The organism is Streptomyces sp. DSM 106670 (assembly GCF_055792845.1).
Genome location: NZ_CM147704.1, coordinates 1,351,726 through 1,377,317 on the forward strand (window position 1 = coordinate 1,351,726; position 25,592 = coordinate 1,377,317).

Annotated in this window: 19 protein-coding genes; 3 read left to right on the top strand and 16 right to left on the bottom strand. The window is 71.5% G+C overall.

The window, feature by feature from the left end; all coding sequences use genetic code 11:
- Window positions 1-27 precede the first annotated feature (27 nt).
- The 4 genes from fxsT to ACSMXR_RS05870 form a co-directional block, all read right to left on the bottom strand.
- A complete protein-coding gene (gene fxsT, locus ACSMXR_RS05855; protein WP_218526637.1) occupies window positions 28-3,963 on the bottom strand; it encodes an FxSxx-COOH system tetratricopeptide repeat protein in 3,936 nt (1,311 codons plus the stop codon).
- On the bottom strand, window positions 3,960-5,300 hold the full coding sequence (gene fsxC, locus ACSMXR_RS05860) for an FxsC protein (RefSeq protein ID WP_170994531.1): 1,341 nt from the start codon (window positions 5,298-5,300) through the stop codon (window positions 3,960-3,962). The genes fxsT and fsxC overlap by 4 nt, the downstream gene beginning before the upstream one ends.
- Before the next feature lie 74 nt (window positions 5,301-5,374).
- Entirely contained in the window at window positions 5,375-7,753 is a 2,379-nt protein-coding gene (gene fxsBH / locus ACSMXR_RS05865; protein WP_473171361.1) for a radical SAM/SPASM protein FxsBH, inactivated beta-hydroxylase extension form, read from the bottom strand.
- Between the two features lie 562 nt (window positions 7,754-8,315).
- Window positions 8,316-9,026, bottom strand: a complete 711-nt coding sequence (locus ACSMXR_RS05870; RefSeq protein WP_137232109.1) for a hypothetical protein — start codon at window positions 9,024-9,026, stop codon at window positions 8,316-8,318.
- Window positions 9,027-9,314: 288 nt separating this feature from the next.
- On the opposite strand from ACSMXR_RS05870, the gene ACSMXR_RS05875 reads away from it, so the two are divergent.
- Window positions 9,315-10,241: a DUF4231 domain-containing protein gene (locus ACSMXR_RS05875; RefSeq protein WP_473171362.1), complete on the top strand. Its 927-nt coding sequence runs from the start codon at window positions 9,315-9,317 to the stop codon at window positions 10,239-10,241.
- A gap of 19 nt (window positions 10,242-10,260) precedes the next feature.
- Here ACSMXR_RS05875 and ACSMXR_RS05880 read toward each other — a convergent pair whose 3' ends face one another.
- The 10 genes from ACSMXR_RS05880 to ACSMXR_RS05925 all read right to left on the bottom strand — a co-directional run bounded on the left by ACSMXR_RS05880 (window position 10,261) and on the right by ACSMXR_RS05925 (window position 20,861).
- Entirely contained in the window at window positions 10,261-10,740 is a 480-nt protein-coding gene (locus ACSMXR_RS05880; protein WP_137232107.1) for a hypothetical protein, read from the bottom strand.
- A 186-nt stretch (window positions 10,741-10,926) separates the two neighbouring features.
- Complete coding sequence (locus ACSMXR_RS05885) at window positions 10,927-11,826, bottom strand: S1 family peptidase (RefSeq protein ID WP_473171363.1); 900 nt, start codon at window positions 11,824-11,826, stop codon at window positions 10,927-10,929.
- A 232-nt stretch (window positions 11,827-12,058) separates the two neighbouring features.
- Window positions 12,059-12,880, bottom strand: a complete 822-nt coding sequence (locus ACSMXR_RS05890; RefSeq protein ID WP_473171364.1) for a DUF1684 domain-containing protein — start codon at window positions 12,878-12,880, stop codon at window positions 12,059-12,061.
- Window positions 12,881-12,884: 4 nt separating this feature from the next.
- On the bottom strand, window positions 12,885-14,165 hold the full coding sequence (locus tag ACSMXR_RS05895; protein ID WP_473172343.1) for an NtaA/DmoA family FMN-dependent monooxygenase: 1,281 nt from the start codon (window positions 14,163-14,165) through the stop codon (window positions 12,885-12,887).
- A gap of 14 nt (window positions 14,166-14,179) precedes the next feature.
- A complete protein-coding gene (locus ACSMXR_RS05900) occupies window positions 14,180-15,256 on the bottom strand; it encodes an LLM class flavin-dependent oxidoreductase (protein WP_218526633.1) in 1,077 nt (358 codons plus the stop codon).
- A gap of 130 nt (window positions 15,257-15,386) precedes the next feature.
- Window positions 15,387-16,358 (bottom strand): ABC transporter substrate-binding protein, encoded by a 972-nt coding sequence (locus ACSMXR_RS05905; protein WP_137232103.1) that lies wholly within the window; start codon window positions 16,356-16,358, stop codon window positions 15,387-15,389.
- A gap of 40 nt (window positions 16,359-16,398) precedes the next feature.
- Window positions 16,399-17,151 carry an amino acid ABC transporter ATP-binding protein gene (locus tag ACSMXR_RS05910; RefSeq protein WP_137232331.1) on the bottom strand — a complete coding sequence of 251 codons (753 nt, stop codon included), beginning with the start codon at window positions 17,149-17,151 and terminating at the stop codon, window positions 16,399-16,401.
- 17 nt (window positions 17,152-17,168) lie between these two features.
- Window positions 17,169-18,092, bottom strand: a complete 924-nt coding sequence (locus ACSMXR_RS05915) for an amino acid ABC transporter permease (RefSeq protein WP_387989969.1) — start codon at window positions 18,090-18,092, stop codon at window positions 17,169-17,171.
- Window positions 18,093-18,150: 58 nt separating this feature from the next.
- Window positions 18,151-19,992: an FAD/NAD(P)-binding protein gene (locus ACSMXR_RS05920; protein WP_473171365.1), complete on the bottom strand. Its 1,842-nt coding sequence runs from the start codon at window positions 19,990-19,992 to the stop codon at window positions 18,151-18,153.
- On the bottom strand, window positions 19,989-20,861 hold the full coding sequence (locus ACSMXR_RS05925; protein WP_473171366.1) for an amino acid ABC transporter permease: 873 nt from the start codon (window positions 20,859-20,861) through the stop codon (window positions 19,989-19,991). The genes ACSMXR_RS05920 and ACSMXR_RS05925 overlap by 4 nt, the downstream gene beginning before the upstream one ends.
- Before the next feature lie 478 nt (window positions 20,862-21,339).
- On the opposite strand from ACSMXR_RS05925, the gene ACSMXR_RS05930 reads away from it, so the two are divergent.
- A complete protein-coding gene (locus ACSMXR_RS05930; protein WP_473171367.1) occupies window positions 21,340-22,278 on the top strand; it encodes an ABC transporter substrate-binding protein in 939 nt (312 codons plus the stop codon).
- A gap of 60 nt (window positions 22,279-22,338) precedes the next feature.
- Here ACSMXR_RS05930 and ACSMXR_RS05935 read toward each other — a convergent pair whose 3' ends face one another.
- On the bottom strand, window positions 22,339-23,544 hold the full coding sequence (locus ACSMXR_RS05935) for a DUF5685 family protein (protein ID WP_473171368.1): 1,206 nt from the start codon (window positions 23,542-23,544) through the stop codon (window positions 22,339-22,341).
- 310 nt (window positions 23,545-23,854) lie between these two features.
- Here ACSMXR_RS05935 and ACSMXR_RS05940 point away from each other — a divergent pair, with 310 nt between their 5' ends.
- The gene (locus ACSMXR_RS05940; protein WP_030085780.1) at window positions 23,855-24,298 is read left to right on the top strand and encodes a cell division protein SepF; all 444 of its coding nucleotides are present in this window, start codon (window positions 23,855-23,857) and stop codon (window positions 24,296-24,298) included.
- 67 nt (window positions 24,299-24,365) lie between these two features.
- Here the strand turns inward: ACSMXR_RS05940 and ACSMXR_RS05945 are convergent, their stop codons facing one another.
- Window positions 24,366-25,586, bottom strand: a complete 1,221-nt coding sequence (locus ACSMXR_RS05945) for an acyl-CoA dehydrogenase family protein (RefSeq protein ID WP_473171369.1) — start codon at window positions 25,584-25,586, stop codon at window positions 24,366-24,368.
- Window positions 25,587-25,592 lie beyond the last annotated feature (6 nt).

Consider the following 25,592-nt stretch of genomic DNA (forward strand, 5'->3'; position numbering starts at 1 on the left):
CTCCCGGCACGGCCGGTCCACGGCCGGTCACACCGACATCGGCTCCAGTTCCCGCCGGAACCGCTCCTCGGTCCGGGCGACGCGGACCAGCGGATGGTCGTCGCCGAGCTGCCGCGACAGCTCGGGGACGATCTCCGCCCGCAGCTGCACCGCCTGGTCCTCCCGCCCCATGGCGTCGAGTGTGACCGCCATGTTCGAGGTCATGGCCAGGGTCTCGGGATGGTGCGGACCGAGCGCCTCGCGCAGCTGCCCGGACAGCCGCTGCTCGGTCTCCAGCACGATGTCCAGCTCGCCCCGGTCCGCGGTCGCGCTCGCCAGGTTCATCACGCAGAACAGGGTGTTGGGATGCTCCCGGCCGAAGGTCTCCCGCATGGCGGCGACGACCAGCTTCAGCACCCGCTCCGCCGCCTCCGGCTCCCCGGCCCCCGTCAGATAGACGCCGAGGTTGTTCTGCGCCGCCAGCGTGTACGGGTGCTTCTCCCCCGGCACCTTCATGTACTGGTCGACGACCTCCTGCGCGGTGTCCCTCGCCTCGGCGCTCTCGCCCGCCGCGAACAGGTCGGCGGCGAGGTTGAGGTCGCAGGCCAGCGAATCGGGGTTGGCGATGGTGTACTTCGCCCGGTAGCGGGCCCGGGTCGCCACCGTGAGACGGCGCGCGTCCTCCAGCCGGCCGGCCCTGCGCAACGACACCGCGAGGCTCTTCGCGGCGCTCAGCGTGGCCGGGAAACTGCGGCCCATCGTCTCCTTGAAGCTGTTGTACGTCGTGCTGAGCAGCCCCACCGAGTCCTCGTACCGCCCGACCTCCCGCAGGTCACGGGCGAGGTTCATGGCGGAGGAGAGGCTGTAGGGGTGTTCGGCTCCGAGCACCTGGGAGCGCAGGTCGTAGACGTCCTGGTCGATCTCCCGGGCACGGGCGTACTGGCCGACGCTGCGCAGGTTCAGGGCCAGGTTGTTGGCGGCGGCCAGGGTCCGCGGGTGGGAGTCGTGGAAGATCTGCCCGAACCCCTCGTGGGCCTCGGTCGCCATCTCGATCGCCCGCGCGTAGTCCCCCAGCAGACCGAGGTCGATGGCCAGGCTGCTGGTGGTCATGTACGTGTGCGGGTGCTCGGGCCCCAGCACCGCCCGCTGGCGTTCCAGGGTGAACTCGTCCAGCTCCTTCGCCTCCACGTAACGACCGCGGGTGCGCAGGATGTTGGAGAGGTGGAAGCAGAGGTAGAGGTACTGCAGATCGCGTTCGCCCAGCTTCTCCTTCCAGATCTCCCGCAGTTCGTCGCCCAGCGCCCCGGCGGTCCTGACGTCGCCGCGCTTCCAGAGGTAGCGGACCCGGTCGATCAGGAGCCTGCGGGTCTCCGGCTCCTTGCAGTTGCGGGCGTCGGAGGGGCCGAGGTGCGGCCAGATCGTGGCGAAGCGCGGCCAGGTCTCCGGGTTGTCTATCGGCTCGTCGTCGTCGGGCCGGGCCCCGGCGAGGATGCGGTGGACGACGTGCCGGGCCTCGCGCTGCTCCTCCTCGCTGAGCTGCGCCTTGATCACGGCCTGGACGAGGCGGTGCACCTGGATGGAGTTGGAGACCTGGTCGACCTTGGCCAGGGCGAACCGGCCGATCTCCCGGATGACCCGGCCCAGCACCAGCTTCTCCTGGAGCGAGGAGTCGTACGGCTTCAGCGCGTCGATCATCTCCTTGCTGTAGAGGAGGTTCGCGGAGATCGGCTCCGGGGCGAAGAAGGCGCAGAGCTGGAGCAGCCGTACGGCGGCGGGCGAGCGCTCCTTGAGCCGGGCGATGGAGATGTTCCAGGTCGCGGCGACCGGTTCCGGGTAGCCGGCCGGCTGGTTGAGCGCGAGGACCTGGGGCGCCTGCTGGGCGAGCTGTTCGAGATAGGTGTCGATGGGGGTGGCGGTCTCCGCGATCCAGGCGGCCGCCTGCTCCACGGCCAGCGGCAGGTCGCCGACCGCGGTCGCCACCTGGGCGGCGTCCTCGTCGCTGAGCCCCGGGGCCCGGCGCTGGAGGTGCTCGATGGACTCCTCGCGGAGGAAGACGTCCACGGGCAGCGCGTCCCCGTGCTGGGACCAGCTCTGGTTGCGGGAGGTCACCAGGATGTGGCCGGAGCCGCCCTGCGGGAAGTAGCGGCGCAGCTGCTCGGGGTCGTCCGCGTTGTCGAAGACCAACAGCCAGCGGTCCGAGGGCACCCCGCGCCGCAGCAGGTCGACGGCCTCCTGGGAGGCGGCCGCCATGTCGTCGCCGCCCTGGGCGCCGAGCCGGACGGCGAGTTCGGCGAGCGAGGCGACCACGTCGTCGGGCTGCTCGGACGATATCCACCACACCAGGTCGTAGTCGGCCATGAAGCGGTGCACGTACTCCAGGGCCACCTGGGTCTTGCCGACGCCGCCGAGTCCGTACAGCGTCTGCGGCTGTGGCAGGACGACGGCGAGGCCGCCGCCGAGCTGGTCGCGCATCCGCTCCAGGACGAGCGAGCGTCCGGTGAAGCCGGGGTTGCGGGGCGGCGCGTTCCAGATCCTCGGCACGGTGCCGGGGAAGCGGGGTCCGGGCGACACCCCGTCGGCCACCTGCACCGGGCGGTCCAGGGCCCGCATCACGGCGGTGGTGGCGTGCACCTCGTCCAGCCGGAACAGGTCGACGGGGTTGCGGTCGATGTACGGAGAGGTCAGGCGTACGTCCCCGACCCGCAGCGGGACCAGCCGGCGGCGGCCGCTGCCCACGGCCTCGGCGGCGGTGCGTTCCCACAGCTCGACCGCGCGCTGGGACTTCAGATAGGCGCTGGAGAGCAGGACGACGGTGCGGGCGGCGTTCTCGGCGTTGGTGTCGGCCTGCTCCTCGGGCGGGCGTTCGGCGGAGACGTCGCGCGGCACGACCCGGAAGCCGGCCCGGGTGAGAATCGATTCGAGCCAGTCGGCCCACATCCGGTTCTCCGCCACATAGCTGAGGTGGAGATCGGCGGGCAGGGCGGGCCTGCGCCGGGTGAAGGCGTCGCGGATCCGCAGCCGGATCTCCTCGCCGATCGGGGGCATCGAGGTGATCTCCCGGTCGGTGATGACCGCGGTGAGCCGTTCGAAGGCGGAGAGCAGCGAGTTGGTGAGACCGGCCTCGTCGCCGAAGGTGGCGAGCGTCTCCTCGTAGGCGTAGTACGGGCGGTAGGGGATCTCCACCGCGCCCCAGTAGGCGGTGAGTTCGTCGCCGGACAGATCGCGGGGCAGCCGGTCGAACTTGAGCCGGGCCAGCGCCCGTCCGGCGTCGGCCTTCTCCTTCTCGCCCTCGTCGATGCGCATCGGGACGGGGTAGAGGGCGATGGGGCGGCCGGTGTTGCGCTCGGCGATCTGGCGGGCGACGGAGGCGGCGCCGTCGATGGACTGGTCGCTGAGGGTGAAGCAGTCGACGAGCACGTCGGGGAGGTGGACGGTGCAGATGTCGGCGATGTCGCTGAGGCCGGTGCGGCTGTCGATGAGGACGTAGTCGTAGTTGGCCTTCATGTCGTCGCGCAGCGCGTCGAAGAAGTGGCCGCCGCCGAAGCGGTCGTAGAAGTTGTCCCAGTCGAAGGTGGAGACCGTCGCGGAGTACTCGCGGTTCTGCCGTCCGGCGGAGACGAAGTCGAGCGTGCCGCCCTGCGGGAACTCCCAGCCCAGCGACTCCGGGGTCAGCGACACGGCGTGCGGCTGGATGCGGGCGTAGTCGCGGTGCCAGTCCTCGGCGCGCTGGGCGGGGCTGGTCGCGGCCCAGGCGTACTCGGTGATCAGGTCGATCACGCCGGTGGTGGCGCCGAGGGTGGCCGGGTCGAGGAAGGGGTGGAAGAACCGGTGCAGCCCGGGGGCCTCCAGGTCCCAGTCGACGGCCAGCACCCGCTTGCCGTTGGCCGCGAGGATCCAGGCGACGTTGGCGAGCGCCATGGTGCGCCCGGTACCGCCCTTGTACGAGTAGAAGGTGACGATGCGCCCGTCACGACCGGCACTCATAGGTCCTCCGCTTCCGTCGCAGGGTCGTGCGGGTCGGGTATGTAGCTCGTGGCGCCCATGGGGCCGGTGAGCCGGGTCCGCTCGCCGGATCCGCCGCCGGGTCCGGGCGGGTAGGCCTTGGCGTGCTTCAGATACTGCTGGGCGGCCACCTCGACGACCTGGGGCAGGAGCTGGCCGAACGCCTCCATCGTGGGCACTCCCTTCGCCGCCGCGCGGCACAGGGCCCGGCCCTGGCCCATCTTGATCGGCATGGTCGCTTCGAGCTTCTCGATGAGCTCGGTCTCGGCCGCTCTGCTCTGGTGGTCGTCGCGGCTCCACGGCACGACCATGGTCACCCAGGGCCGGTTCTCGGCGTCGAAGGCGGCGAGCCTGCGGCGGTGGTCCTCGTCCCGAAGGGCCCAGCGGTCGACGAGCAGGATCTCGGGGGTGCTGGGCGGGGCCTTGCCGTCGTGCCGGTCCTCGTCGAACGAGGTGATGACCGCCTGGTAGTTGAGCGAGCGGACCAGTTCCTCGGCCACATAGGCCAGTGGGCGGGCGGCGGCGGGGTAGTAGGGGTTCCAGTCCTGGGGGTGGTCGCCGTAGTGGTCGCTGTTGCGGCCCTCGGGCAGATCGTGGCGGGTGGGCGCCGCGATGGTGATCTGCATCGGCCGGGGTGCGCCGACCCCGCTGCTGGGCGAGCCGAAGGCGCTGGGCGCGAGGCGGTAGTCGACCGGCCGGCCGGTGTCGATACGGACCGAGTCGGCGACGCTGACGATGCGTTTGGCCAGTTCGTAGACGGCCCGTTCGTACTCCTCGGCGAAGAGCCGGAGTTTGATCAGACCGTAGAGGCCGTCGCTGACGTACCGTTCCCCGAAGTCGCGGTGGTTGAACTGCAACCGCTCGGCGGAGCCGGGCAGTTGGCTCGGCGGCACCGGCACCCAGAGGGCCGGGACGATGGCCTCGGCGGGCTGGTTGGAGCGGGCCCGGTGGTGGATGGCCCGCTGTTCGAAGGCGTACCACTCCTTGCCGCACATCTCGCTGGCGAAGTAGCGCGGCGAGAACAGCGGAACGAAGACCCGGCAGGTGGCGAGGACATCACCGAGCCGTTCCGACCAGCCCTCGCCGGAACGTATCTCCCGGTCCATGAATCCCGCGGGCGCGCCCGCGGGTAAGTCGGTCATGGCCATCACATGACCGCAGAGATCCTGGAATAGCCGCTCGACCCACATATCGGGGTCCGTGCCGCCGCCGTACCCCGGTGTGTGGGCGTAACTCAGAAAGAAATACGGCCGATGGCCCACCGCTCGCTGTTGCGTCGATGCGTGCACACGACCCCCGTCCTGTGTGAGCACTCGCATCCCAGAAGGAGGAAGGGAGTGCAAGCGAACTCATCATTCCGGAGCGGACCGCTTTCCACCCCCCTGCCGTTCGGTCATTCGAACGTCACTTTCCGGTCAGACGACAGGACGTTCGAAGGATGACCGGACGGCGGGACGGTCCTGCCGCGATTCTTCCCGGCCGCACTCCGTGTTCCGCTGATCTCCTTGCGGACAGCGGCGATCAGCTGTTTTCCGTCGACCGTCACCTCCGCCGCGTTCTCGATCATGTCGAGGGCTTCCGGAACACCCGTGAGGAAGCGCGGATCGTAAAGCCCGAGCCCCGCCCGTTCGAATGTCTCCGCCAGCAGTCGGGAGAACGTCACGTGTTCGCTCCCCCAAGGCGTCCGATGTTCCCAGGTACCGTCCAAGGCGTAAAGATCCGTCACTTCACCGAGCGCCCGCAGTTTCGCCCGGCGGAATCCGCTGAGCAGGCCGAGTGCCAGCTCCTTGCCGTCGGCCGCCTGGCCGACGCCGAGCGCGCCGTGGCCGTGCCGGCCCGGCTCGGCCGTACCGGCGGCCAGCGGGGTCACCGTGGTGAGCGTCCGGGCGGCCTCCGCCGCCTGCTCCGGAACGGCGTCGGCCAGCAGCGCCCAGGCGTCGGCGATCCGGTGCCCCCAGGCGTCGGCCCGCTCCGCGGTGAGCCGGTCGGCCGGGGCGGTGCCGAAGCCGTCGCGGAAGGGGTCGAGGTCGTCCAGCAGGAGGGCCGGAGCGGGTGTCCGCCGCAGGACGCGGACGGGACGCCAGTGCGGGCCCTCCGGTTCCTCGTGCGCGATACGCAGCTCCGGGCCGCGAACCGCGGGAGCGGCGGAAGCGGCGGGAGCGCGGGGCACGGCGGCCACGGCGTCCGGCCGGCGGACGAGGAAGCCGTCGTCCGTGGCGCGCACCACCGCCACGCCCCGCTCCCCCGGCCCGCCGACGACCGCGGTGCCGAGGGTAGGCAGATGCAGGCTTCCGTCGCGGTACGCCACCGGCACCGGCAGGTCGAGCCCGGCCCGGACGGCGGCGGCGGCCACACAGGCGCCGAGCCGTTCGGCGGCGGGCCCGGTCAGCCCGCGGCCGGCGTGGACGTCCTCCAGGGCGCCGACCAGCCAGGTGCGGGTGTAGGGGTGGGCGAGCACCGTGTCGAGCGCGTCGGCGCCCGGAGCGTCGGCCTCCACGCTCGCCGCGAGCCGCCAGGCCTCGTCCCAGAGCGCTCCGCCCTGTCCGTCGAGGGTGTCGTGGAGCGCCGCGAGCAGAGTGCGGGTCAGGTCGAGGTGGGCGGCGAGCAGGGCGTCCGGCGCCCGGACGGCGGGCGACTCGGTGGCGGCGGCGGTGCGTTCCTCGATGCCGCGGATCAGGGCGGCCAGGTCGGCGCAGTAGACCGAGGGGTTGTCGAAGCCGCCGTCGGAGCCGGGCCCGGAGCGGTACCGGTGGGTGTAGAGCCCGCCGCCGCACGACCGCACGACCGGGCAGCGGCGGCAGGTCTCGCTGACTCCGGCCAGGCCGAGCTGGCGCGCCCGGACGCCGGGGTGGGCGGCGACCTCGTCGAACGTATTGCTGAAGACGTCGAACCCGGTGGCGGCGGCTCCCTCGTAGGCGCTCTTGAGCGAGTCGACCTGTTCCAGCTTTCCGTCGGTCTCGATGACGACGAGGTCGGTGGGGGCGAGGCCGAGTGATTCGGTGAGACTGGGGCCGCCGTTCAGGCTGGAGAGCACCGAGGCGAACATCCGGACGGGCATGGGGCGGCCCTGTTCCGTCCAGCGGTCGAAGACCGCCAGGAGCCATGCGGCGTACGCGGTGGGCGAGCCGTCCGGGCGTGGCGGCGGGTCGTCCCAGGTGGCGTGCGGCAGCAGGAAGTCGACGAGCGGGGGTTCGAGTTCGGCGAGGGCGTCGTGCACGGCCACCGGGTCGTTGTGGATGTCGACCGTGCAGAGCAGGCCGAGGTCCAGGTGGCGGTAGCGCTCCTCGCGGAGCAGTTCGACCGCCCGCATCACCATCGGGTGGCTGCTGCGTCCGTTGGCGAACCGGCGGTGGCGGTCGTTGGCCGCGCGGTCGCCGTCGAGCGAGATCCCGACCCGGACGTGGAACTCGTCGAAGAGGTCGAGATAACGGGGGCTGAGCTGGACGCCGTTGGTGTGGATCCTGAGGTCCAGCTCAGCGATGCCGTTCAGGGCCGAGCCGAGCTCCTCGCAGACCCGTCGCAATCGCGCGGGCCCTGCCAGGAGCGGTTCCCCGCCGTGCAGGATCACTGTGACGGAGGGAAGCGCATGAGTCGTCGCATGCTCGGCCAGACGCCGGGCGGTCCGCGAAATCGCCTCGTCGGAGATGGTCTTGGGGCGGGTCAGCCAGCTCTGATCTGCGTGTTCGTAGACATAACAATGGTCGCAGGCAAGATCACACCTGCTGTGCACTTTGAGCACGAATTCACGGAAGGGGACCAGGGGTCCTGTCATTCCGCCATTCTATCCACTTCTGACGCCGGCTCAGAGAGCCGAACTGAAAGTGGAAATCCGGGTGGACCGGGCCGTTGTCGCACCGATTGCACGGTCGAGCTTCCTGGCGGCCTCGGCGCTGCGGACGTCGGTCGCCGCGAGGGTCGCGCGGGTCTTCGCAGAGGCGAAGGCGGGGGTGGTTCCGTAGGTCTTCACGGCCGTCCTAGGGGGATCCTGAAGGGGTCTGTTTCCGGACATTGAAACGCTGCGCGGATTCCGTGTCATCACACGGCCCGGCACGCGCACTTTACTACCGCTGGAGCCCCCGCACATGCCGGCGGACCAGCCTTCACATCGGGTTTTTCCCGTCGAAACATCTCTTTCGCGCGACCGCTCGGGTGAGCGGCGGACGAGCGGCGGATTCCACGGGCCGGAGGGCCGTCCGCACTTTTGCCGGCCCGTGCAGGTGAGAGGCTTTCCGTCGCCGTCGGGGCGGCGCGCACAGGTGGCGGGCGGGCGCATCCCGACGGGCCCGCCCCGGCCCCGGCCGTACCCGCCGGGACGTCTCGATGGGGACGGCAGTTCACTCGTTCACCGGTTCCGCGCCGGGCACGTTGTGCTCCACCCGGGAGCCGCGCATGCAGTCCAGGACGCGTTCGTGGCTGTCGCCCACGACATCGGTGACCCGCACCCGGATCTGGAGCGCGTCGACCCGCTCGACGAACCGCTGCGAGAACACCCCCACCGGCACGGTCTCGTAGTTCCCGGTGCCGACCAGCGGAAAGCCCTTCCCGAAGGCGATGAGCTGGTAGTCCTGCCCCACCGAGAGACCGTCCGCGGTCAGGGTGGTCACGACGTCCGGGACGGCCACCCAGGGCGCCGTGGCCGCGTCGGGCCCGCCGCGCAGCACCACGCGGCACTCCCAGCTCTCGATCACGGCGATGTGCTGACCACCGTTCAGTATCCCGACGCGCCACGCGGGTTTCCCCTCGGCGAGCAGCCCCTTGCGCCAGGAGCCGCGCCAGCCGAGGTAGGGCCGGACCGTGCGGGCGTACTGCGCCCTGGCCAGTACGGCGCCGGCCGCCACGGCCAGCAGGCTTCCGAGCGCCTCCATGTCCAGCAGCTGCAGCCGCCAGGGCCAGTCGTCCCGGGCGCCGGGCGAGACATTGGCCCGGACGGCCTCCCACAGGAGGATCAGGATCAGGACCGCGAGCAGTACCAGGGGAGCGGTGAAGAGCAGCGGGCTGCGGCGCACCCTGCGCTGGCTGTCCCGGAGCGGGATGTCGTCATCCACTCCGCCGGCTCCGTCACCCTCGATGGCCCCTCCCCCGTCAGGCGGTGATCGCGACCGCCGAGTAAGGCGGCAACTCACCTGCTGTTCAGTCCAGTTGGGCCACCTTGCCACAGCGCCGCCGGGCGCGGAAGAACACCTGCGCGGAAGTGGCCGAACCCTGCCACACGGACCCTCCGCGGAGCCGGTACGGTCTTGCCGCGTCCGGCCCTCCCCCCTACTCTCGTGGCCCCGGGCGGGGCAGGCGCGACGGCCGGCCGGGTCATACGACAACTGCAGACGGAGGCGACCATGACGGCGTTGCCCGAGCCGCTGAGATCCATGGTCTTCAGGAACGAGGACCTGCCGGCCCTGTTCCACCACACGGACGCGGTCGCCGTGGCCCGCCAGCGCGAGGCCGTGAACACCACCCGGGTGCAGCTGGCGCTGCTCGTGGCCGGCACGGTGCCGGCGGCGCTGCCCTGGCACGCCGAGGACGGTCCGGTGCCCAGGGCCCTGTACGGGGCCGCGGTGCTGGCGTACCTGGGCGTGCTCTTCGCGACCTTCCTCGCCTCCCAGCGCAAAGCAAAGTCGCATTGGCAACTGAACCGTTCCGCAGCGGAGTTCATCAAGTCCAACTGCTGGCGTTACGCGGTCCACGGCGCGCCGTTCGACAGTGCGTCCGGGCACCCGGAGGCGCTGTTCGCCAATCGGCTGGAGGACGGCCTCCAGGAGTTGCGGAAGGTGGGCTGGGCCGATCCGCGCGAGGAACTGCCGGATTCCGGCGGTCTCATCACGGAGTCCATGCGCGCGTTACGGGACAAGGCCTACACGGTCCGCAAGGAGACCTATGTACGGGACCGGCTCATCGAACAGCGGCGCTGGTACCGCCGGCGTCAGCAGGCCTCCCGGCGCGGGGCGTTGCTGTGGTCGGGCGCCATCGTCGCGCTGACGCTCCCGGCGCTGGCGCTGAGTGTGCTGCAGACCTTCGGGGTGGGCCGGTCGTTCGGTCTGACGGGGGCGCTGTCCGCGGCGGCGGCGGCCTGTCTCGCCTGGAACGAGATGCGCCGGCACCATCCGCTGATCTCGGCGCACTCGCTGGTGGAGAAGGACCTGGAGTCGATGCAGGCCGCCATGGAGACCACCCTCACCGAACGGCACTGGCCGGCGGCGGTGTTCGAGACCGAGCGGATCGTGTCGCCGGAGCACACCGACTGGCTGGTCCGGCACCGCGTGTGAGCTGTCGCCCCGGCCCGGGTCAGCCGCGCAGGACTCCGTCGCGCCAGATCACGGTGACCGGGCGGCCCAGGGTGCGGGCGTAGGTGACGATGTCGCCCGTGCCGCCGAGGCCGCGCGCCGGGAGGCCGTCCCAGACGGCGAGCAGCCGGTCGCAGTGGTCGGCGATGTAGGCGCCCGCGGCGTAGTAGGCCTCGTCGGTGGAGTGCGGGAAGTCGAGGCGGACCTCCCGCACCGCGCGGGCCTTGAGCATCCGGTAGCGGGCGAGGTCGGCGGCGTTCTCGAAGCAGGCCTCGTAGTCGCCGCTGGGGATCACGGCGGTCAGTTCGGCGCCGCAGGTGAGGGCGAGGTCGGCGAAGAGCTGGTCGGCGCCGACCGCCAGACTGGAGAGCGCCTGGGTCGCACCGTCGAGGCCGCACAGCGCGGCCCGCAGTCCCGCGAGCACATGCGCCTCGGCCTCGGCGGGGATGGAGCGGTGACCGGTCACTCCGATGCGATTCACGGACCTGCAACCCCCTGATGCCGGCGGAGCACACCTCGGGGGCGGGTCTGCCCCCGTCGCCCCGTCACGACGACCCGTCGTGGCGACATCCTCTCAAGAGCCCCCGGCGAGCGGGAGCCCCCGTCCGGAATTCCGGACGGGGGCACGTATGTACGGACAGCTCCGTACACTGCCGGGCGGGGCCGGTCAGTACACGCTGACGCCGTACGCGCTCAGCGCCTCGGTGACCGGCTGGAAGAAGGTCGTTCCGCCGGAGGAGCAGTTGCCGCTGCCGCCGGAGGTGAGACCGATCGCCCGGGTGCCGGAGTAGAGCGGGCCGCCGGAGTCGCCGGGCTCGGCGCACACGTTGGTGCGGATCATGCCGTAGACGACGTCGCCGCCCCCGTAGTTGACGGTGGCGTTGAGCGCGGTGACCGAACCGCTGTGGGTGCCGGTGGTGGAGCCGCGGCGGGTGACGGCCATGCCGACGGTGGCGTTGGCGGCGCTGGTGATGTCCTGGCCGCCGACCGTGCCGTCCTTGGGGATGGTGGTGTTGGTGTAGCGCACGATGCCGTAGTCGTTGTTCGGGAAGCTCGATCCGGCGGTCGTGCCGAGCACGGTGGTGCGGGCCGAGTTGGCCCACCAGGTGGTGGCGCCCTGGGTGCAGTGACCGGCGGTGAGGAAGTAGTAGGTGCTGCCGCTGCGGACGTTGAAGCCGAGGGAGCAGCGTCCGGTGCTGGAGTAGATCGCGTCGCCGCCGGAGATGAGCTTGGTGAACTTACCGGGGGTGCGCTCGATGCGCAGGGCGTCGGCGTTGGCTCCGGCCGACTTCTTGATCTGGTTGATCTCCGCCTGCGAGACCGTGCTGTCCACGGTGACGACGAGGCGCTTGGACTGCGGGTCGATGTTCCAGGCGGTGCCCGCGATGTCGGCGCCGAGCACGGCGTCGCTCGCCGCGGTCAGCTGGTTGGCGCTGAACGTACGGGGGGCTTCGGCGTTCGCGGTGGGGATGGCCATCGCCGCGACGGCGGCGAGCCCCGCGAGAACGGCCGTGGTACGGACGCGTCTCGCCGCGTTGGAGCGGATGTTGGTGCGCTTGATCCTCACTTCGGGTTCCTCCGAGGGGAATCGGGGGCCCTCCTGTGGGGTGGCGGGCCCGTGAGGCGCAGTCGGGGGCCTGTCCGGATTCCGGAGTTGCCGTGCCCCTGACAATCGCTGACCGGAGTATCGAGGGGGCCGGTCAGGAGACGCAAGAATGCCTTTCGGCCACCTGGACCCCCTACGCATCCGGCCCCGGGAGCCGTGGGGCTGCCGGGGCCGGAGGGACCGCTTCCGCGGCTCAGGCGTCGATCCGGTTCCGCTCCCCCGCCGGGACCGCGACGGCGAGCGTGTTGCCCGGGGGCGGGAAGGGGCAGATGAAGTGATCGGCGAAGGCGCACGGCGGCAGCAGCGCGCGGTTGAAGTCGACGTCCACGCTGCCGTCGGCGGCGGGCGCCCCGGGCCGCAGGAAGCGGAAGCGGTAGCTACTGTTCCCGCTGGTCGTGTCGGCGAAGACGGCCCACAGCGACCCGTCCGGTTCGACCGCGACCTGGAGCGTGCGCTCCTCGCCGTCCACCGTGAAGGCGATCTCGCCGCCGAGCCCGAGACCGCGCTCGACCCCGTCCGCGTTGGCCACCCGTACGGTCCGGTCCGCGCCGTACGGACGGAAGGTCCCGGGCAGCGCCCAGCGGGGGTCGTACGGAGTGGCCTCGATGGTCGAGAAGGCGTGCCGGGCAGCCGATCCCGGGTCGAAGTCCCGTACCGCCCAGAGCCCTTCGCGACGGAGCACCACCAGCCGCCGCGCGCCCTGCGCCACCCGGGAGTCGTCGATCGGCCCGCGGTCAGCGCCGAGCCGGACCTCGCCGGTCAGCGGCTTGCCGTCGACGGCGATGCCGTCCTCGGCGGAGGCCGTGAGGACCACCTCGTCGCCGTCCTCGCGCCAGTGCCCCGGGACGGCCGGAATTCGCCCTTCCGGGTAGTCGGAGAGCCAGTGGGTTCCGGTCAGGGAGAGCGGGCCGTACGGGGCGGCGACGGCGACGACGCGCTCCTCGTGCCACCGCTGCCAGTCCTGTGCGGCGTCCGGTCCGCCGGCCTGCTCCTGCTGCGTTGCGTCCGTGCTCATGCGGTCAACCTTTCCATACCGGCTCCGGCAGGCCGAGGTGCGACCGCAGCGTGGAGCCGGTGTATTCGGAGCGAAAAGCTCCGCTCTCCTGGAGGAGCGGCACGACCCGGTCGACGAAGTCGTCCAGGCCGCCGGGGGTGAGATGGGGTACGAGGATGAAGCCGTCGGCGGCCCGTTCGTCGACGAACGCGGTCAGCTCCGCCGCGACCGTGGCGGGCGAGCCGATGAACGACTGCCGGGTGGTGGTCTCGATGACGGTCTGCCGCAGCGACAGCCCCTTGGCCTCGGCGAGCGCACGCCAGCGGGCGACGATCGCGAAGGGGTCGCCGTGCCGGACCCGGCCCTGGGTGATCTCGGAGTCGGGGACGGGGTCGATGTCGGGGAGCGGCCCGTCGGGGTCGTACGCGGAGAGGTCGGTGCCCCAGATCTGTTCGGCGGTGAGGATCGCGTTCTGCGGCGAGACCTGCTGCCGGCGGATCTCGGCGGCGTTCTCCTGGGCCTCGGCGTCGGTGTCGCCGGTCACCACCGTGACACCGGGCATGATCTTGAGGTCCTCGGGCTGCCTGCCGTACGCCGCGAGCCGCGCCTTGACGTCGGCGTAGAAGGTGCGGCCCGCCTCCAGGGTGCCGTGCCGGGTGAAGATGATGTCGGCGGCCGAGGCGGCGAACTCCCGGCCCTCGTCAGAGTCCCCGGCCTGGATGACCACCGGGTGGCCCTGCGGCGAGCGCGGCACGGTGAACTCACCGGAGATCGTGAACTGCGGCCCCTCGTGCGTGAAGGGCCTCGATGTGCCGTCGGGCGTCCAGGAGTCCCACAGCTCCCGGGCGGTGGCGACGAACTCGGCGGCCCGGGTGTAGCGGTCGGCCCGGTCCAGATAGCCGCCGCGGCGGAAGTTCTCCCCGGTGAAGGCGTCGGAGGAGGTCACCACGTTCCAGGCGGCGCGCCCCGCGCTGAGGTGGTCGAGGGTGGCGAGCCGGCGGGCCAGTTCGTACGGCTCGTTGAAGGTGGCGTTGACCGTGGCGGCCAGGCCGAGCCTCTCGGTGACGGCGGCCAGCGCGTTCAGCACGGTCAGCGATTCGGGCCGGCCGACCACGTCGAGGTCGTGGACGCGGCCGTTGTGCTCGCGCAGCCGCAGCCCCTCGGCGAGGAAGAAGAAGTCGAACTTCCCGCGCTCCGCCGTCCGGGCCAGGTGCTCGAAGGAGGAGAAGTCGATCTGGCTGCGGGAGCGCGGATCGGCCCACACGGTGGTGTTGTTGACGCCGGGGAAATGGGCGGCGAGGTGCATCGGACGGGGCACGGTCAGGCCTCCTTCGCGGCGGTCCTGGCGGCGGCGTACCGGCTGACGGGGCGCACGAGCCCCAGATGTTCGCGCAGGGTGCCGCCGGGGTGGAAGGTGCGGAAGAGGCTGCGGTGCTGGAGGAGGGCCACGGTGCCGTTGACGATCCTTTCGAGGTCGCGTTCGGGGGTGATGGGCGTGAGGTGGAAGCCGTCGACCGCTCCGGCGCGGTGCCACTGGGCGATGAGGTCGGCGAGGTCGACCGGGCCGCCCCGGAAGTAGGTGCCGCGCCCGGCCAGCTGAGGTCCGCTCTCCAGGCCGGGCTCCGGCGCGGTCTCGACGTCGCCGAGGTCGACGGTGAGCGCGACCAGGACCCGCAGGGCCTCGGGGTCGCGCCCGTGGGCGGCGGCCTTGGCGCGCACCTCGTCGCGGACGGCGGCCGCCTGCTCGGGGCTGGTGGCCCGGATGTGGACGACGTCGGCGTGCCGGGCGGCCGCCTCGCGGGCCGGGCCCGTGGTGGCGTCGATGACGGTGACGGGGCGGCCCTGCGGCGGCCGCGGCACGATGGCCGGGCCCTTCACCGTGAAGGTGGAGCCCTCGAAGTCGACGTAGTGCAGCTTCTCCCGGTCGATGAAGCGGCCGGTGGCGGTGTCGCGGATCTCGGCGTCGTCCTCCCAGCTGTCCCACAGCCGCCCGGAGACGTCGGCCACCTCCCCGGCCTCCTGCCACAGCGCGGCGGGCGGCGCGGCGGAGCGGCGGCCGAAGAGCCGGGCCTCCGCCTCGGTGGTGGAGACGTCCGCGCTCCAGCCGGCGCGGCCCCGGCTCACCCAGTCCAGGGTGGCGACGGCCGAGGAGACGTGGAAGGGCTCGGTGTGGGTGGTGGTGACGGTCGGGACGAGGCCGATGCGGTCGGTGGCGGGCGCGACGCGGGCGAGGACGGCGAGCGCGTCGAGCCCGGGGCGGGCGAACGAGTCGCCGAGGGTGACGTAGTCGAGCGCGCCGTCCTCGGCGAGCTTGGCCAGCCGGAGGTAGTGACCGGCGTCGTAGTGCGGCGGGCCGCCGATCTCGGCGGCCAGGTGGAGGGATGTACGGGCGGACATAACGGGGACCTCTCGGGTCGACGGTCGGTCGGGGCCCAGGGGGGTGTACGACACCCCCCTGGCCGGTCCGCTTCCCGGCCGCGCGCCGGACGGGACGCGCGGCCGGGAAGCGGGCCCGGCGGCCCCGAGGTCAGCTCTTGGTCTTGGGCAGGCCGGGCGGGTTGATCTCCGACTTCTCCACGGCCTCGCCGCTGAGCCCCCAGCGCTCCAGGACCTTGCCGTACGAGCCGTCCTGCACGATGTGGTTGATCGCGGCGGCGTACGCCTCGACCAGGCCGCTGTCCTTCTTCGTGGTGGCGGCGATCTTGCCCTGGAGGTCGCCGCCGGCGCCGGAGAGCTGGCCGACGATCTCGGACTGGCCCGCCGTGGCGACGTGGTAGGCGGCGGTGGGGCTCGGGCCGAGGTGGGCGTCGATGCGGCCGGACTGGAGGGCCAGGTAGTAGTCGGTGTCCTTCTGGAAGTACTTGATCTCCACCGGCTTGCGCCCGGCCTTGACGTTCTCCTCGCTCCACTCGACGAGGATCTTCTCCTGGTTGGTGCCGGAGGAGACCGAGATCGTCTTGCCCGCCACGTCGGCCGGCTCCTTCACCTTCCAGCCGGAGCCCTTCTTGGCCTCGAAGGCGATGTTGTCGAGCCGGTAGGTGGCAAAGTCGTACTTCTCCTTGCGCTCCTCGGTCACGGTGACGTTGGACAGGACGGCGTCGAACTTGGCGCTGTCCAGGCCGACGAAGAGGTTCTCCCAGGAGACCTCCTCGAACTGTGGCTTCAGGCCCAGGGTGTCGGCGACGAGCGTGGCGATGTCGATCTCGGAGCCGATGCGGGTCTTGTCGTCGGTGGCGTAGAAGCCGAGCGGCGGCGAGGCGTCGGCGCTGGCCCCGATCTTCAGCGTGCCGCGCTTGCGGATCGCCTCCGGTACGAGGTCGGCGGCGGCCGCGACTTTCTTGCCTCTGATGCGGTCCTGGTCGGGTCCGATGTTGACCCCGGTGTCCTTGTGGCCCTTGGGGGCGGCCAGGTCGCTGGAGGGGTCGGAGCCGCAGGCGGTGAGCAGACCGGTGGCGGTGAGTGTGGCGAGAGCGAGGGTGATGCTGCGGCGGACGGACACGTGGGTACTCCTTGCGAGGGTGCGGAAGGGTGAGGGCGGGTCAGAGAACCTTGGAGAGGAACGCGCGGGTGCGTTCCTGGGTGGGGTGGTCGAGTACGTCGGCGGGCGGGCCCTGCTCGACGATGCGGCCCTCGTCCATGAAGACGACGGTGTCGGCGACCTCGCGGGCGAAGCCGATCTCATGGGTGACGACGATCATCGTGGTGCCGCCGTGGGCCAGGTCCTTGATGACGTCGAGGACCTCGCCGACGAGTTCGGGGTCGAGCGCGGAGGTCGGCTCGTCGAAGAGCAGCAGACGCGGTTCCAGGGCCAGGGCGCGGGCGATGGCGACGCGCTGCTGCTGGCCGCCGGAGAGCTGTGCGGGGTAGGCGGCCGCCTTGTCGGAGAGGCCGACCCGGTCGAGCAGCTTCTCGGCCGCCGCGACGGCTTCCTTGCGGGGGCGGCGCAGCGCCGAGACCGGCGCCTCGATGATGTTCTCCACGACGGTGAGGTGCGGGAAGAGGTTGAAGTTCTGGAAGACGAAGCCGATCTTGGTGCGCTGGCGCAGCACCTCGCGTTCGCGCAGCTCGTAGAGCTTGTTGCCGTCCCGGCGGTAGCCGACCAGGGTGCCGTCCACGCTGATCCAGCCCTGGTCGACCTTCTCCAGGTGGTTGATGGTGCGCAGCAGGGTGGACTTGCCGGAGCCGGAGGGGCCGAGGATGACGGTCACCTCGCCGGGCCGGACCGACAGGTCGATGCCGCGCAGCACCTCCAGGGAGCCGAACTTCTTGTGCACGGAGCGGATCTCGACCATGGCATCGCTGGGTGCGCTCATCGCACGGCCCCCTTGGCGTAGTGGCGTTCGACGTAGTACTGGAGGACGGAGAGCGCGGTGGTCAGCAGGATGTACCAGACGGTGGCGACCATCAGCAGGGGCACCACCCGGCCGTTGCGGCCGTAGACCACCTGCACCTGGTAGAAGAGTTCGCCGATCGCCATGACGGAGACGATCGAGGTGCCCTTGAACAGCGAGATGATCTCGTTGGCGGCGTTGGGCAGGATGGAGCGCATCGCCTGCGGCAGGACGATCCGCCGCAGCTGCCGGAACTTGGGGATGCCGAGGGCGGCCGCCGCCTCCAACTGGCCCGCGCCGACGGCCAGTACGCCGCCGCGCACGATCTCCGCCGCATACGCCGCCTGGTGCAGGGCGAGGCCGAGGACGGCCGCGCTGGTCGCCCCGACGAGGTTCATGGTGTCGAAGGAGAAGAAGCCCGGCCCGAACGGGATGCCGAACTGCAACTCCTTGTAGAGATAGGCGAGGTTGAACCAGAACAGCAGCTGCACGATGAGCGGGATCGAGCGGAACGCCCAGATGTAGCCGTACGCGACCGTCCTCAGGAACACGCTCGCCGACAGCCGCATGAAGGCCAGGACGACACCGAGCGCGAAGCCGATCGCCGTGCCGTAGACGGTCAGTTGGAGCGTGACCCAGACGGCCTTGAGGATGGTCGGCGCGGTGAAGAACTGCGCGAAGACGTCCCATTCCCAGCCGGGGTTGGTGATCAGCCCGTTGAGGAACTGCGCCACCAGGACGGCCGTCGCGACGATGGCGACCCACCGCCAGGGGTGGCGCACGGGGACGACGGTCAGCGCTTCGTGGTCGGCCGCCTCGTCCGTGGGCGGGCCGGCGGTCGGGTCGGACGGCTGGTCGGGTTTGGTGGGTGGGTCGATGGGTGGATCGCTGGTCAGCGACATGAGAGGAGTCCTTGGGCGCTCAGGCGGCGGTGGTACGGGAAAGAGGCGGGCGGGCAGGTCAGGAGGCGAGCCGGCCGCGACAGGAGAGGTCGCGCAGGAAGGTGAGCGCGGCGCGCGCGGCGGCGTCGTTCTGCCGGAAGGCGGGCCCGCCGGTACGGGGCCGGGTGAACGCGCCGCTGCTGCGGGCGGTGGTGAACGGGCCCAGGGCGAAGCGGCGCGGGTGCGGGCGGCCCTCGCGGTCCAGCACCCGGCTGTCGGCCGGGTCCACGGAGAGCAGACCGGTCTCGGTGACGGCGGCCCCGTCGTCGCGCAGGGCACGCAGCAGCGGGCTCGCGGTGTGCCGGAGCGAGGGGTCGGGCAGGCGGGCCTCGACCAGCGCGCGGGCCTCGGTGTGCGCGCCGGGGACGGTGGCACTGATGGCCCGGAAGACGCCGTGCTCCTCGTCTCCCTCCACGGTGAGGTCCGCGCCGAGGAAGCGGACGACTCCGGCCCGGGAGAGGGCCAGGAGCTGCTGGAGGCGGGGGCCGGGCGGGCCGGAGGCCAGATAGCTGAAGAACCCGTGCCACCAGCCGCCGATGTCGCCGAGCCGGACGAGCTGGGCGTAGGCGGAGAGCAGCCCGAGGAAGACCGCGAGATCCTCGCTGTGCGCCGGGTCGTGACGGCGGGTCAGGTCGGCGGTGATGTAGTCGCGCAGGGCTTCCTGGAGAGCCTCGGGCGAATCGAGGCGCACTCCGTCGAGGGGCCGGTCGATGGCGTCGAGGTCGAGCCGGTCGGCGGGGTCGGGTACGGCCTCGGCGACGATCCCGGCCAGTTCGGCGCTGCCCGGTTCTGCGGCGGCGTACTTCTCGGCGAAGACCTCGTGGGCCAGGGCGGTGCGCTCGGGGTGGGCGGTGAACAGCCGGTGGTAGTGGGCGTGGCCCAGCTCCTTCGCGACCGCCGGCCAGACGTCGCGCCGGAAGTCGAGCGGCCCGGTCCGGCTCAGCAGCTCGTCGGCCCAGGGCTGGTCCACGTACCGCGGCAGCGGCGGGCGTTCGCCGGTCCAGCCGTAGCCGATCTTCGCGTGGTACGGGACGCCGCGCCGCGATCCGACGTACAGCACGGGTTCGCGGCCGGAGGGCAGGTAGACGCCGTCCTCGTGGCGTCCGCCGCGCCCTTCGGTGAGGAGCACCATCAGGTCGATGAAGGCGAGCCCGAAGCCGCGGACGATGACCGGCTCCCCGGGGCGCAGGGCCGCCAGGTCGCTGTCGGCGGTGAAGTCGGGCGGCAGGTGCACCAGTTCGTGCCGCCGGGCGAAGGTGCCGAGCTCCTCCTGCTCGGGGTCCTTCTCTGCGTCGAGGTGGCCCACGGTCAGCACGACGAGATCGGCGAGCAGGGGTTCGGCGCGGTCCTGGAGCCGGACGCGCTGGCGGCCGCCGCGCGGGCCGGTGACGGCGAGGGCGGTGGTGCGGTGCTCGTGCACGGTGATGCCGGGCGGCAGGGCGGCCAGGGCGCGGTCGTAGGTCCAGCGCAGATAGGCGCTCTGGAGGCGGCGGGTGGGGAAGTCCGCTCCGGCGAGGCCGTGTATCTCGGCCAGCACGGCGGGGTCCGCGTCCGGGACGACGCGGCCCGCGCGGACGTCCTCGGCCCAGGCGTCCAGGGCCGGGCCGGTCACAACGGGTCCGGCCAGTTCCACCGTCTCGTCGGTGAACATGGTGACGTCCTCGGCCATGGAGTTCATCCACAGCAGCGGCGACTGGTCGGGGCGCCAGATCCGTCCGCCGCCCGCCGGGTGGGGGTCGACCAGATGGATGTCCAGGCGCTGGTCCCCGTACAGCTCACCGGCGTTGGCGGCGATGCGCTCGATGACGCCGGTGCCCCGGGGGCCGCCGCCGATCACCACGACGCTGGGTGCGGAGCTCATCGCGCACCCGCCGAGCCACGGGCGTAGTACCGCTCCACATAGCGCTGGCCGATGCTCAGCAGCGTGGTGACGAGCGCGTACCAGACGGTGGCGACGAGGAGCAGCGGGATGACCTGGTAGGTGCGGTGGTAGACGAGCTGGACGGAGTACAGCAGGTCCTGCACGGCGATGATGCTGACGATGGAGGTGCCCTTGAGCGTGCCGATCAGCATGTTCCCGGCCGGCGGCACGATGGAGCGCATCGCCTGCGGCAGCACGATGCGCCGGAACCGCCGCCAGGGGCCGAGGCCGAGGGACTGGGCGGCCTCGACCTGTCCGCGCTCGACGGAGAGGATCCCGCCGCGCACGACCTCGGCGGCGTACGCGGCCTCGTGCAGCGTCAGCCCGATGACGGCGATGGTGACCGGGCCGAGGAGGCTGACCGTGGAGACGCCGAGGATCTGCGGGTACAGCGCGCCGATGTTGAACCAGAACAGCAGCTGGACCAGGATCGGCGTGGACCGGAAGAGCCAGACGTAACCCCAACTGACCGCCTGGAGAACGGGGTTGCCGGAGAGCCGCAGGACGGCGAGGAGCGCGCCCAGCGCGAAGCCGAGCACCAGGACCACCGCGGTGAGCCAGAGCGTGAGCCAGAGTCCGCGCAGCACGGGGACGGTGGCGAAGTAGGAGAGCACGACGTCCCACTGGAAGGCGTCGTTGCGGATGACGGAGTTCAGCGCCAGCGCGAGCAGCACCAGGACGACAACTGCCGCTGCCCAGCGGCCTGTTCGGCGTACGGGGACGATGCGCGGCACGACGTCGGCAGCGTCCTTGGCAAGCGTCGGCGAAGAGGATGGGGAAGGGGGCAGCGAGACGGTCTGCGGGGGCATGCGGGAGCTCCGTGGATGCTCAGATCGAACACGGGGCGTACCTTCACACCGGAAACCACACACGGACCGGGCCCCTCAGCGCCGGTCCGTCTTCGAGATAAGCGGCGCACACCGGGCGTTGTCAAGCCTGTCCACACTGTGAGCCGTACATCTCACCTTGGTTGACGTGCACTCGGATGCCTGTTCCACTTGGCCCATGCATCCGCAGCAGTGGCTGGTCACCCGCTCCCACATCGACTTCGGTCGCGTGTGGTCCTCTTCCTGTTGAGCTGACTCTCTGCTGTCCGGTTCTTCCTGCTCACGCCGCTCTTCTCGGCGTTCGAGCCCCGTTCCTCGCGTGACTTCACCTTCACCACACCGCTTCGCCCTCCCCTCGCACCGCTGAACGTTCCCGCCGCCCCTCCGTGCCGCTGTGGCCCCGTGCCGCCGTGACCCGGAGGCGGTCGGCCTACCCTGACGAACCCGGAGAAGCACCGCCATGTCCCGATCCCGACATACCGCCCTGTTCGCTCTGATCACCGTGGCCGCACTGACGCTCACCTCCTGCGCCGAGCCGAGCGACGCGGCGGGCGACGGATCCGACAAGGGCGCCGCCAAGGGAAAGACCCCGACGACGGACGTGGTCTCGAAGGTGGAGAAGGACGAGGCCGCGGCGAAGCTGCTGCCGGCCGGGGTCCGTGAGGCGGGCACGCTGCGGATCGCCTCCTCCGTCGGCGCCCCGCCCGGAGCCTTCTACGAGGAGGACGGCTCCACGCTGGCCGGTGCGGACATCGACTTCGCGGACGCGGCGGCCCGGGTGCTCGGGCTGAAGCTGAAGCGCGAGGTGGCGTCCTTCGAGGCGATCCTGCCGGCGCTCGGCAGCGGGAAGTACGACCTGGGCACGGGGAACTTCGGCGTCACCGACGTACGCCGCAAGACGATCGACTTCGTGACGTACATCAACGACGGGCAGGGCTTCGCGGTCCGCGAGGACAGCGAGCTGAAGAAGGTCACCGACCTCACCCAGCTGTGCGGGCTCGACGTGGCCACCGGGGCGGGCACCACCTTCGAGGTGACCCTCCAGGAGAATCTGCCCCGGTGCGCGGAGGCGGGCAAGAAGCCGTACAAGGTCAAGACGTACTCCGACCAGGCGGCCGTCTGGATCTCGCTCCAGCAGAACCGCGCCGATGTGGTGATGTCCACCATCAACGGGCTGCGGTACGCGGTGAGCCAGCAGGAGGGGCTGCGCTTCCTCAACGAGTTCAAGCGGCTCGACGTGGGCTTCGCCTTCAAGAAGGGCACCCCGCTGGCCCCCGCCTTCCAGGCCGCGGTGAACCGGCTCAAGGAGGACGGGACCTACGACCGGATCCTGAAGAAGTGGGGCACCACCGAGTCCGGGATCGAGGCCTCCGAGATCTCGCCGCCCGAGCTGAAGTGAGCTGCGGCGAGGCGAGGTGAGCCGACGTCAGCCCGGCAGCCGACGTCAGCCCAGCGGTCCTCAGCAGTCGCAGCCGCAGGAGTCCCCGCAACAGCAGCAGCCCTCGCCGCAGTCGCCGCAGCAACTGCACGCCTCGCAGCAGTCGCCGCAGTTCTGGCACGGCGCCTGCCGGGGCTCCCTGGTCCAGGGGTCCTCGAAGCTCCCGCAGCACATCTGGCAGGTGCAGGCGAGCCCGACCCACACCAGGCAGCCGGCGATCAGCCCGCGCCGGTCGCGCGGCGGCGGAGGCGGGGAGCCCGGGCCGCCGGGGGCGTACGGGTTGCCGGGCGGCGCTCCGTACGGGTTGCCCGGCGGAGGCCCGAAGGAGTTGTCGGGCACCAGCAGCCCCTGCTGCCCCTGGTGCGAGCAGGAGGAGGTGCCGAACGCCCGGTCGACCGAGCGCCGCAGCTCATGGGCGAGCAGGACGTGGACGAGCTTGCCGTCGGTGAACTCCACCTCGCGCAGGGCGAGCCGTACGCCGTGCAGCGCGTCGTCGCAGAGCCGGCGCGCCTCGGTCAGCGGGGTGCCGGTGGCGGTGAGCGGGTTCCAGGCGCCCGACGCGGCGTCGGCCTCCCGGTCCTCCACGGCGTCCAGCAGATGCGCGAGCCGCCCGAAGAGCCGACCGGCCTCCGCGAGCGGTGCGGCGTTCTGCGGCTTCCCGGCGAGCACGGCGGTGTGCGCGAAGGCGGCGGCGGTGGCGGTCTCGGTGGGTTCGGTGACCGTCAGCAGCGGGGTGCCGAGCCCGGCGAGCGTCTCGATGCCGGTCTGCCGGTCGACCGCGTCGACCAGGAGCGCGGTGTCGAAGCCGAGGGCCGCCCCGGTCCGCGCGCCCGCCCGGTCCCAGCCGGCGGCGACCCGGCGTGCGGCGGCGGCGACCGGGCGGCGGGCCAACAGCCCGTCCCGGTCGGCGACGTGGTCGCGGACCTTGGCCGAGGCCAGGACGAGCGAGACGGCGGCGGCGAGCCTGGCCCCCTCGCCCTTGGCGACCGGCGCGGTGCGCATGGCGCGCAGCGGGCAGGGGCCCGCGGTGCGGCGGCCCTCGGGCGTACGGCCCGCCTGAGCCTCCGTCAGGACGGAGACGATCAGGCCGTCATAGTTCGTGACGATCCGGGCGAACTGTCCGTGATCCGCCCTCAGGGCCAGGCAGAGACCGCAGAGATGGGCCATCCACTCGGTCCTGAGGCCCTCGGAGAGCCGATGGGTGCAGGGCCTGACGATTCCGAACACGACGATCCCCCGGGATCCGCATCGCCGGTGCGCGCCGCTCGCTGCACCGGACCGTCATGCATCGTATCCAGCCATCCGTTCACCCGTCCGTCGGCAGGATCACCCGTACGGCCCGGAGCATCATATTTTCTTTTCGCAACCCCCCTTATGCGGGACCAACCCTGACGAATCGCCACATCCTCTGCACCAGTAGCGTCACGAATCGCCTGCGAGCCGACTATCTACTTGGCGCGGTATCCGCATCATGGACGACCATAGGGATACGAAAGAGATGCGGAACGCCACAGAACCGCGGTGAGAGGAGGCGTCCATGGGATCGGTGCGCAAGGCGAGTGCCTGGCTGGGCCTCGTGGAGGACAACGACGAGCGGTACTACGACGACGAGTACGCCGAGGGTACGGAGACGGGCACGGGCAACCAGGCCTGGGTCACCGACCCGCGGGTGCAGGTGGCCGCGGAGGCGGCCGAGGAGCGGGACCGCCGGATCGCGACGGTGACCCCGGACAGCTTCCGGGACGCGCGGGCCATCGGTGAGCTCTTCCGGGACGGCGTCCCGGTGATCGTCAACCTCACGGCCATGGACCCCGCCGACGCCAAGCGCGTGGTGGACTTCGCCGCCGGGCTGATCTTCGGCCTGCGCGGCTCGATCGACCGGGTGGCCACCCGGGTCTTCCTGCTGTCCCCCGCCGACACCCAGGTGGTGGCGGGCGAAGCCGCCGGCCGCAAGGCCGACGGCTTCTTCAACCAGAGCTGAGCAGGGCGCTCGCCGGAAAGATCCGGTCAACGCATCCGGTCGGCGCGCGCGTACCGGCGCGCCCCGCTCACCGGAAGGCGTCGAGACCGGTGAGCGCCTTGCCCAGGACCAGCTGGTGCATCTCCACGGTGCCCTCGTAGGTGAGCACCGACTCCAGGTTCGTGGCGTGCCGCATCACCGGGTACTCCAGCGAGATCCCGTTGGCCCCGAGGATCGTGCGCGAGGTGCGGCAGATCTCGATCGCCTCCCGCACGTTGTTCAGCTTGCCGAAACTGACCTGCTCCGGCCGGAGCCTGCCCGCGTCCATCCGGCGGCCCAGGTGGTGGGCGAGCAGGATGCCCTTGTGCAGCTCCAGGGCCATGTCCGCCAGCTTGGCCTGGGTGAGCTGGAAGCCGCCGATCGGCCGGCCGAACTGCTCCCGGCTCCGCGCGTAGTCGAGGGCCGACTCGAAGCTGGCCCGCGCCGCGCCCATGGCGCCCCAGACGATGCCGTAGCGCGCGTGGCTCAGACAGCTGAGCGGGCCGCGCAGCCCCTTCGCGTCCGGCAGCACCGCGTCGGCGGGCAGCCGCACCTCGTCCATGACCAGCTCGCTGGTGACCGAGGCGCGCAGCGACCACTTGTGGTGGATCTCGGGCGCCGAGAAGCCGGGGGTGTCGGTCGGGACGACGAAGCCGCGGATGCCGCGGCCGTCCTCGCCCTCGTCGGTCTGCGCCCAGACGACCGCGACCCCGGCGACCGAGCCGTTGGTGATCCACATCTTGCGGCCGGTGAGGATCCAGTCCTCGCCGTCGCGCTTGGCGTACGTCCGCATCCCGGCCGGGTCGGAGCCGTGGTCGGGCTCGGTCAGGCCGAAGCAGCCGATGGTCTCGCCCGCCGCCATGCCGGGCAGCCACCGCCGCTTCTGCTCCTCGGAGCCGAAGCGGTGGATCGCGTACATGGCGAGCGAACCCTGTACGGAGACGAGCGAGCGGATCCCGGAGTCGGCGGCCTCCAGCTCCAGGCAGGCCAGCCCGTACTGGACGGCGCTCGCCCCGGCGCAGCCGTACCCGTCGAGCGACATGCCGAGCGCGCCCAGGGCGCCGAGCTCGCGGGCCAGCTCGCGGATGCCGGGCAGCTCGCCCTTCTCGTACCACTCGGCGATGTGCGGCAGGACCCGGTCGGTGGCCCAGATGCGGACGGTGTCGCGGATCGCGAGGTCGTCCGGGCCGAGCAGGTCGTCGATGCCGAGGGGATCGGCGGCGTCGAACGGCGGGAGCTTCGACGGCTTCGCGGACTCGGTGCTGGACATGAGGGT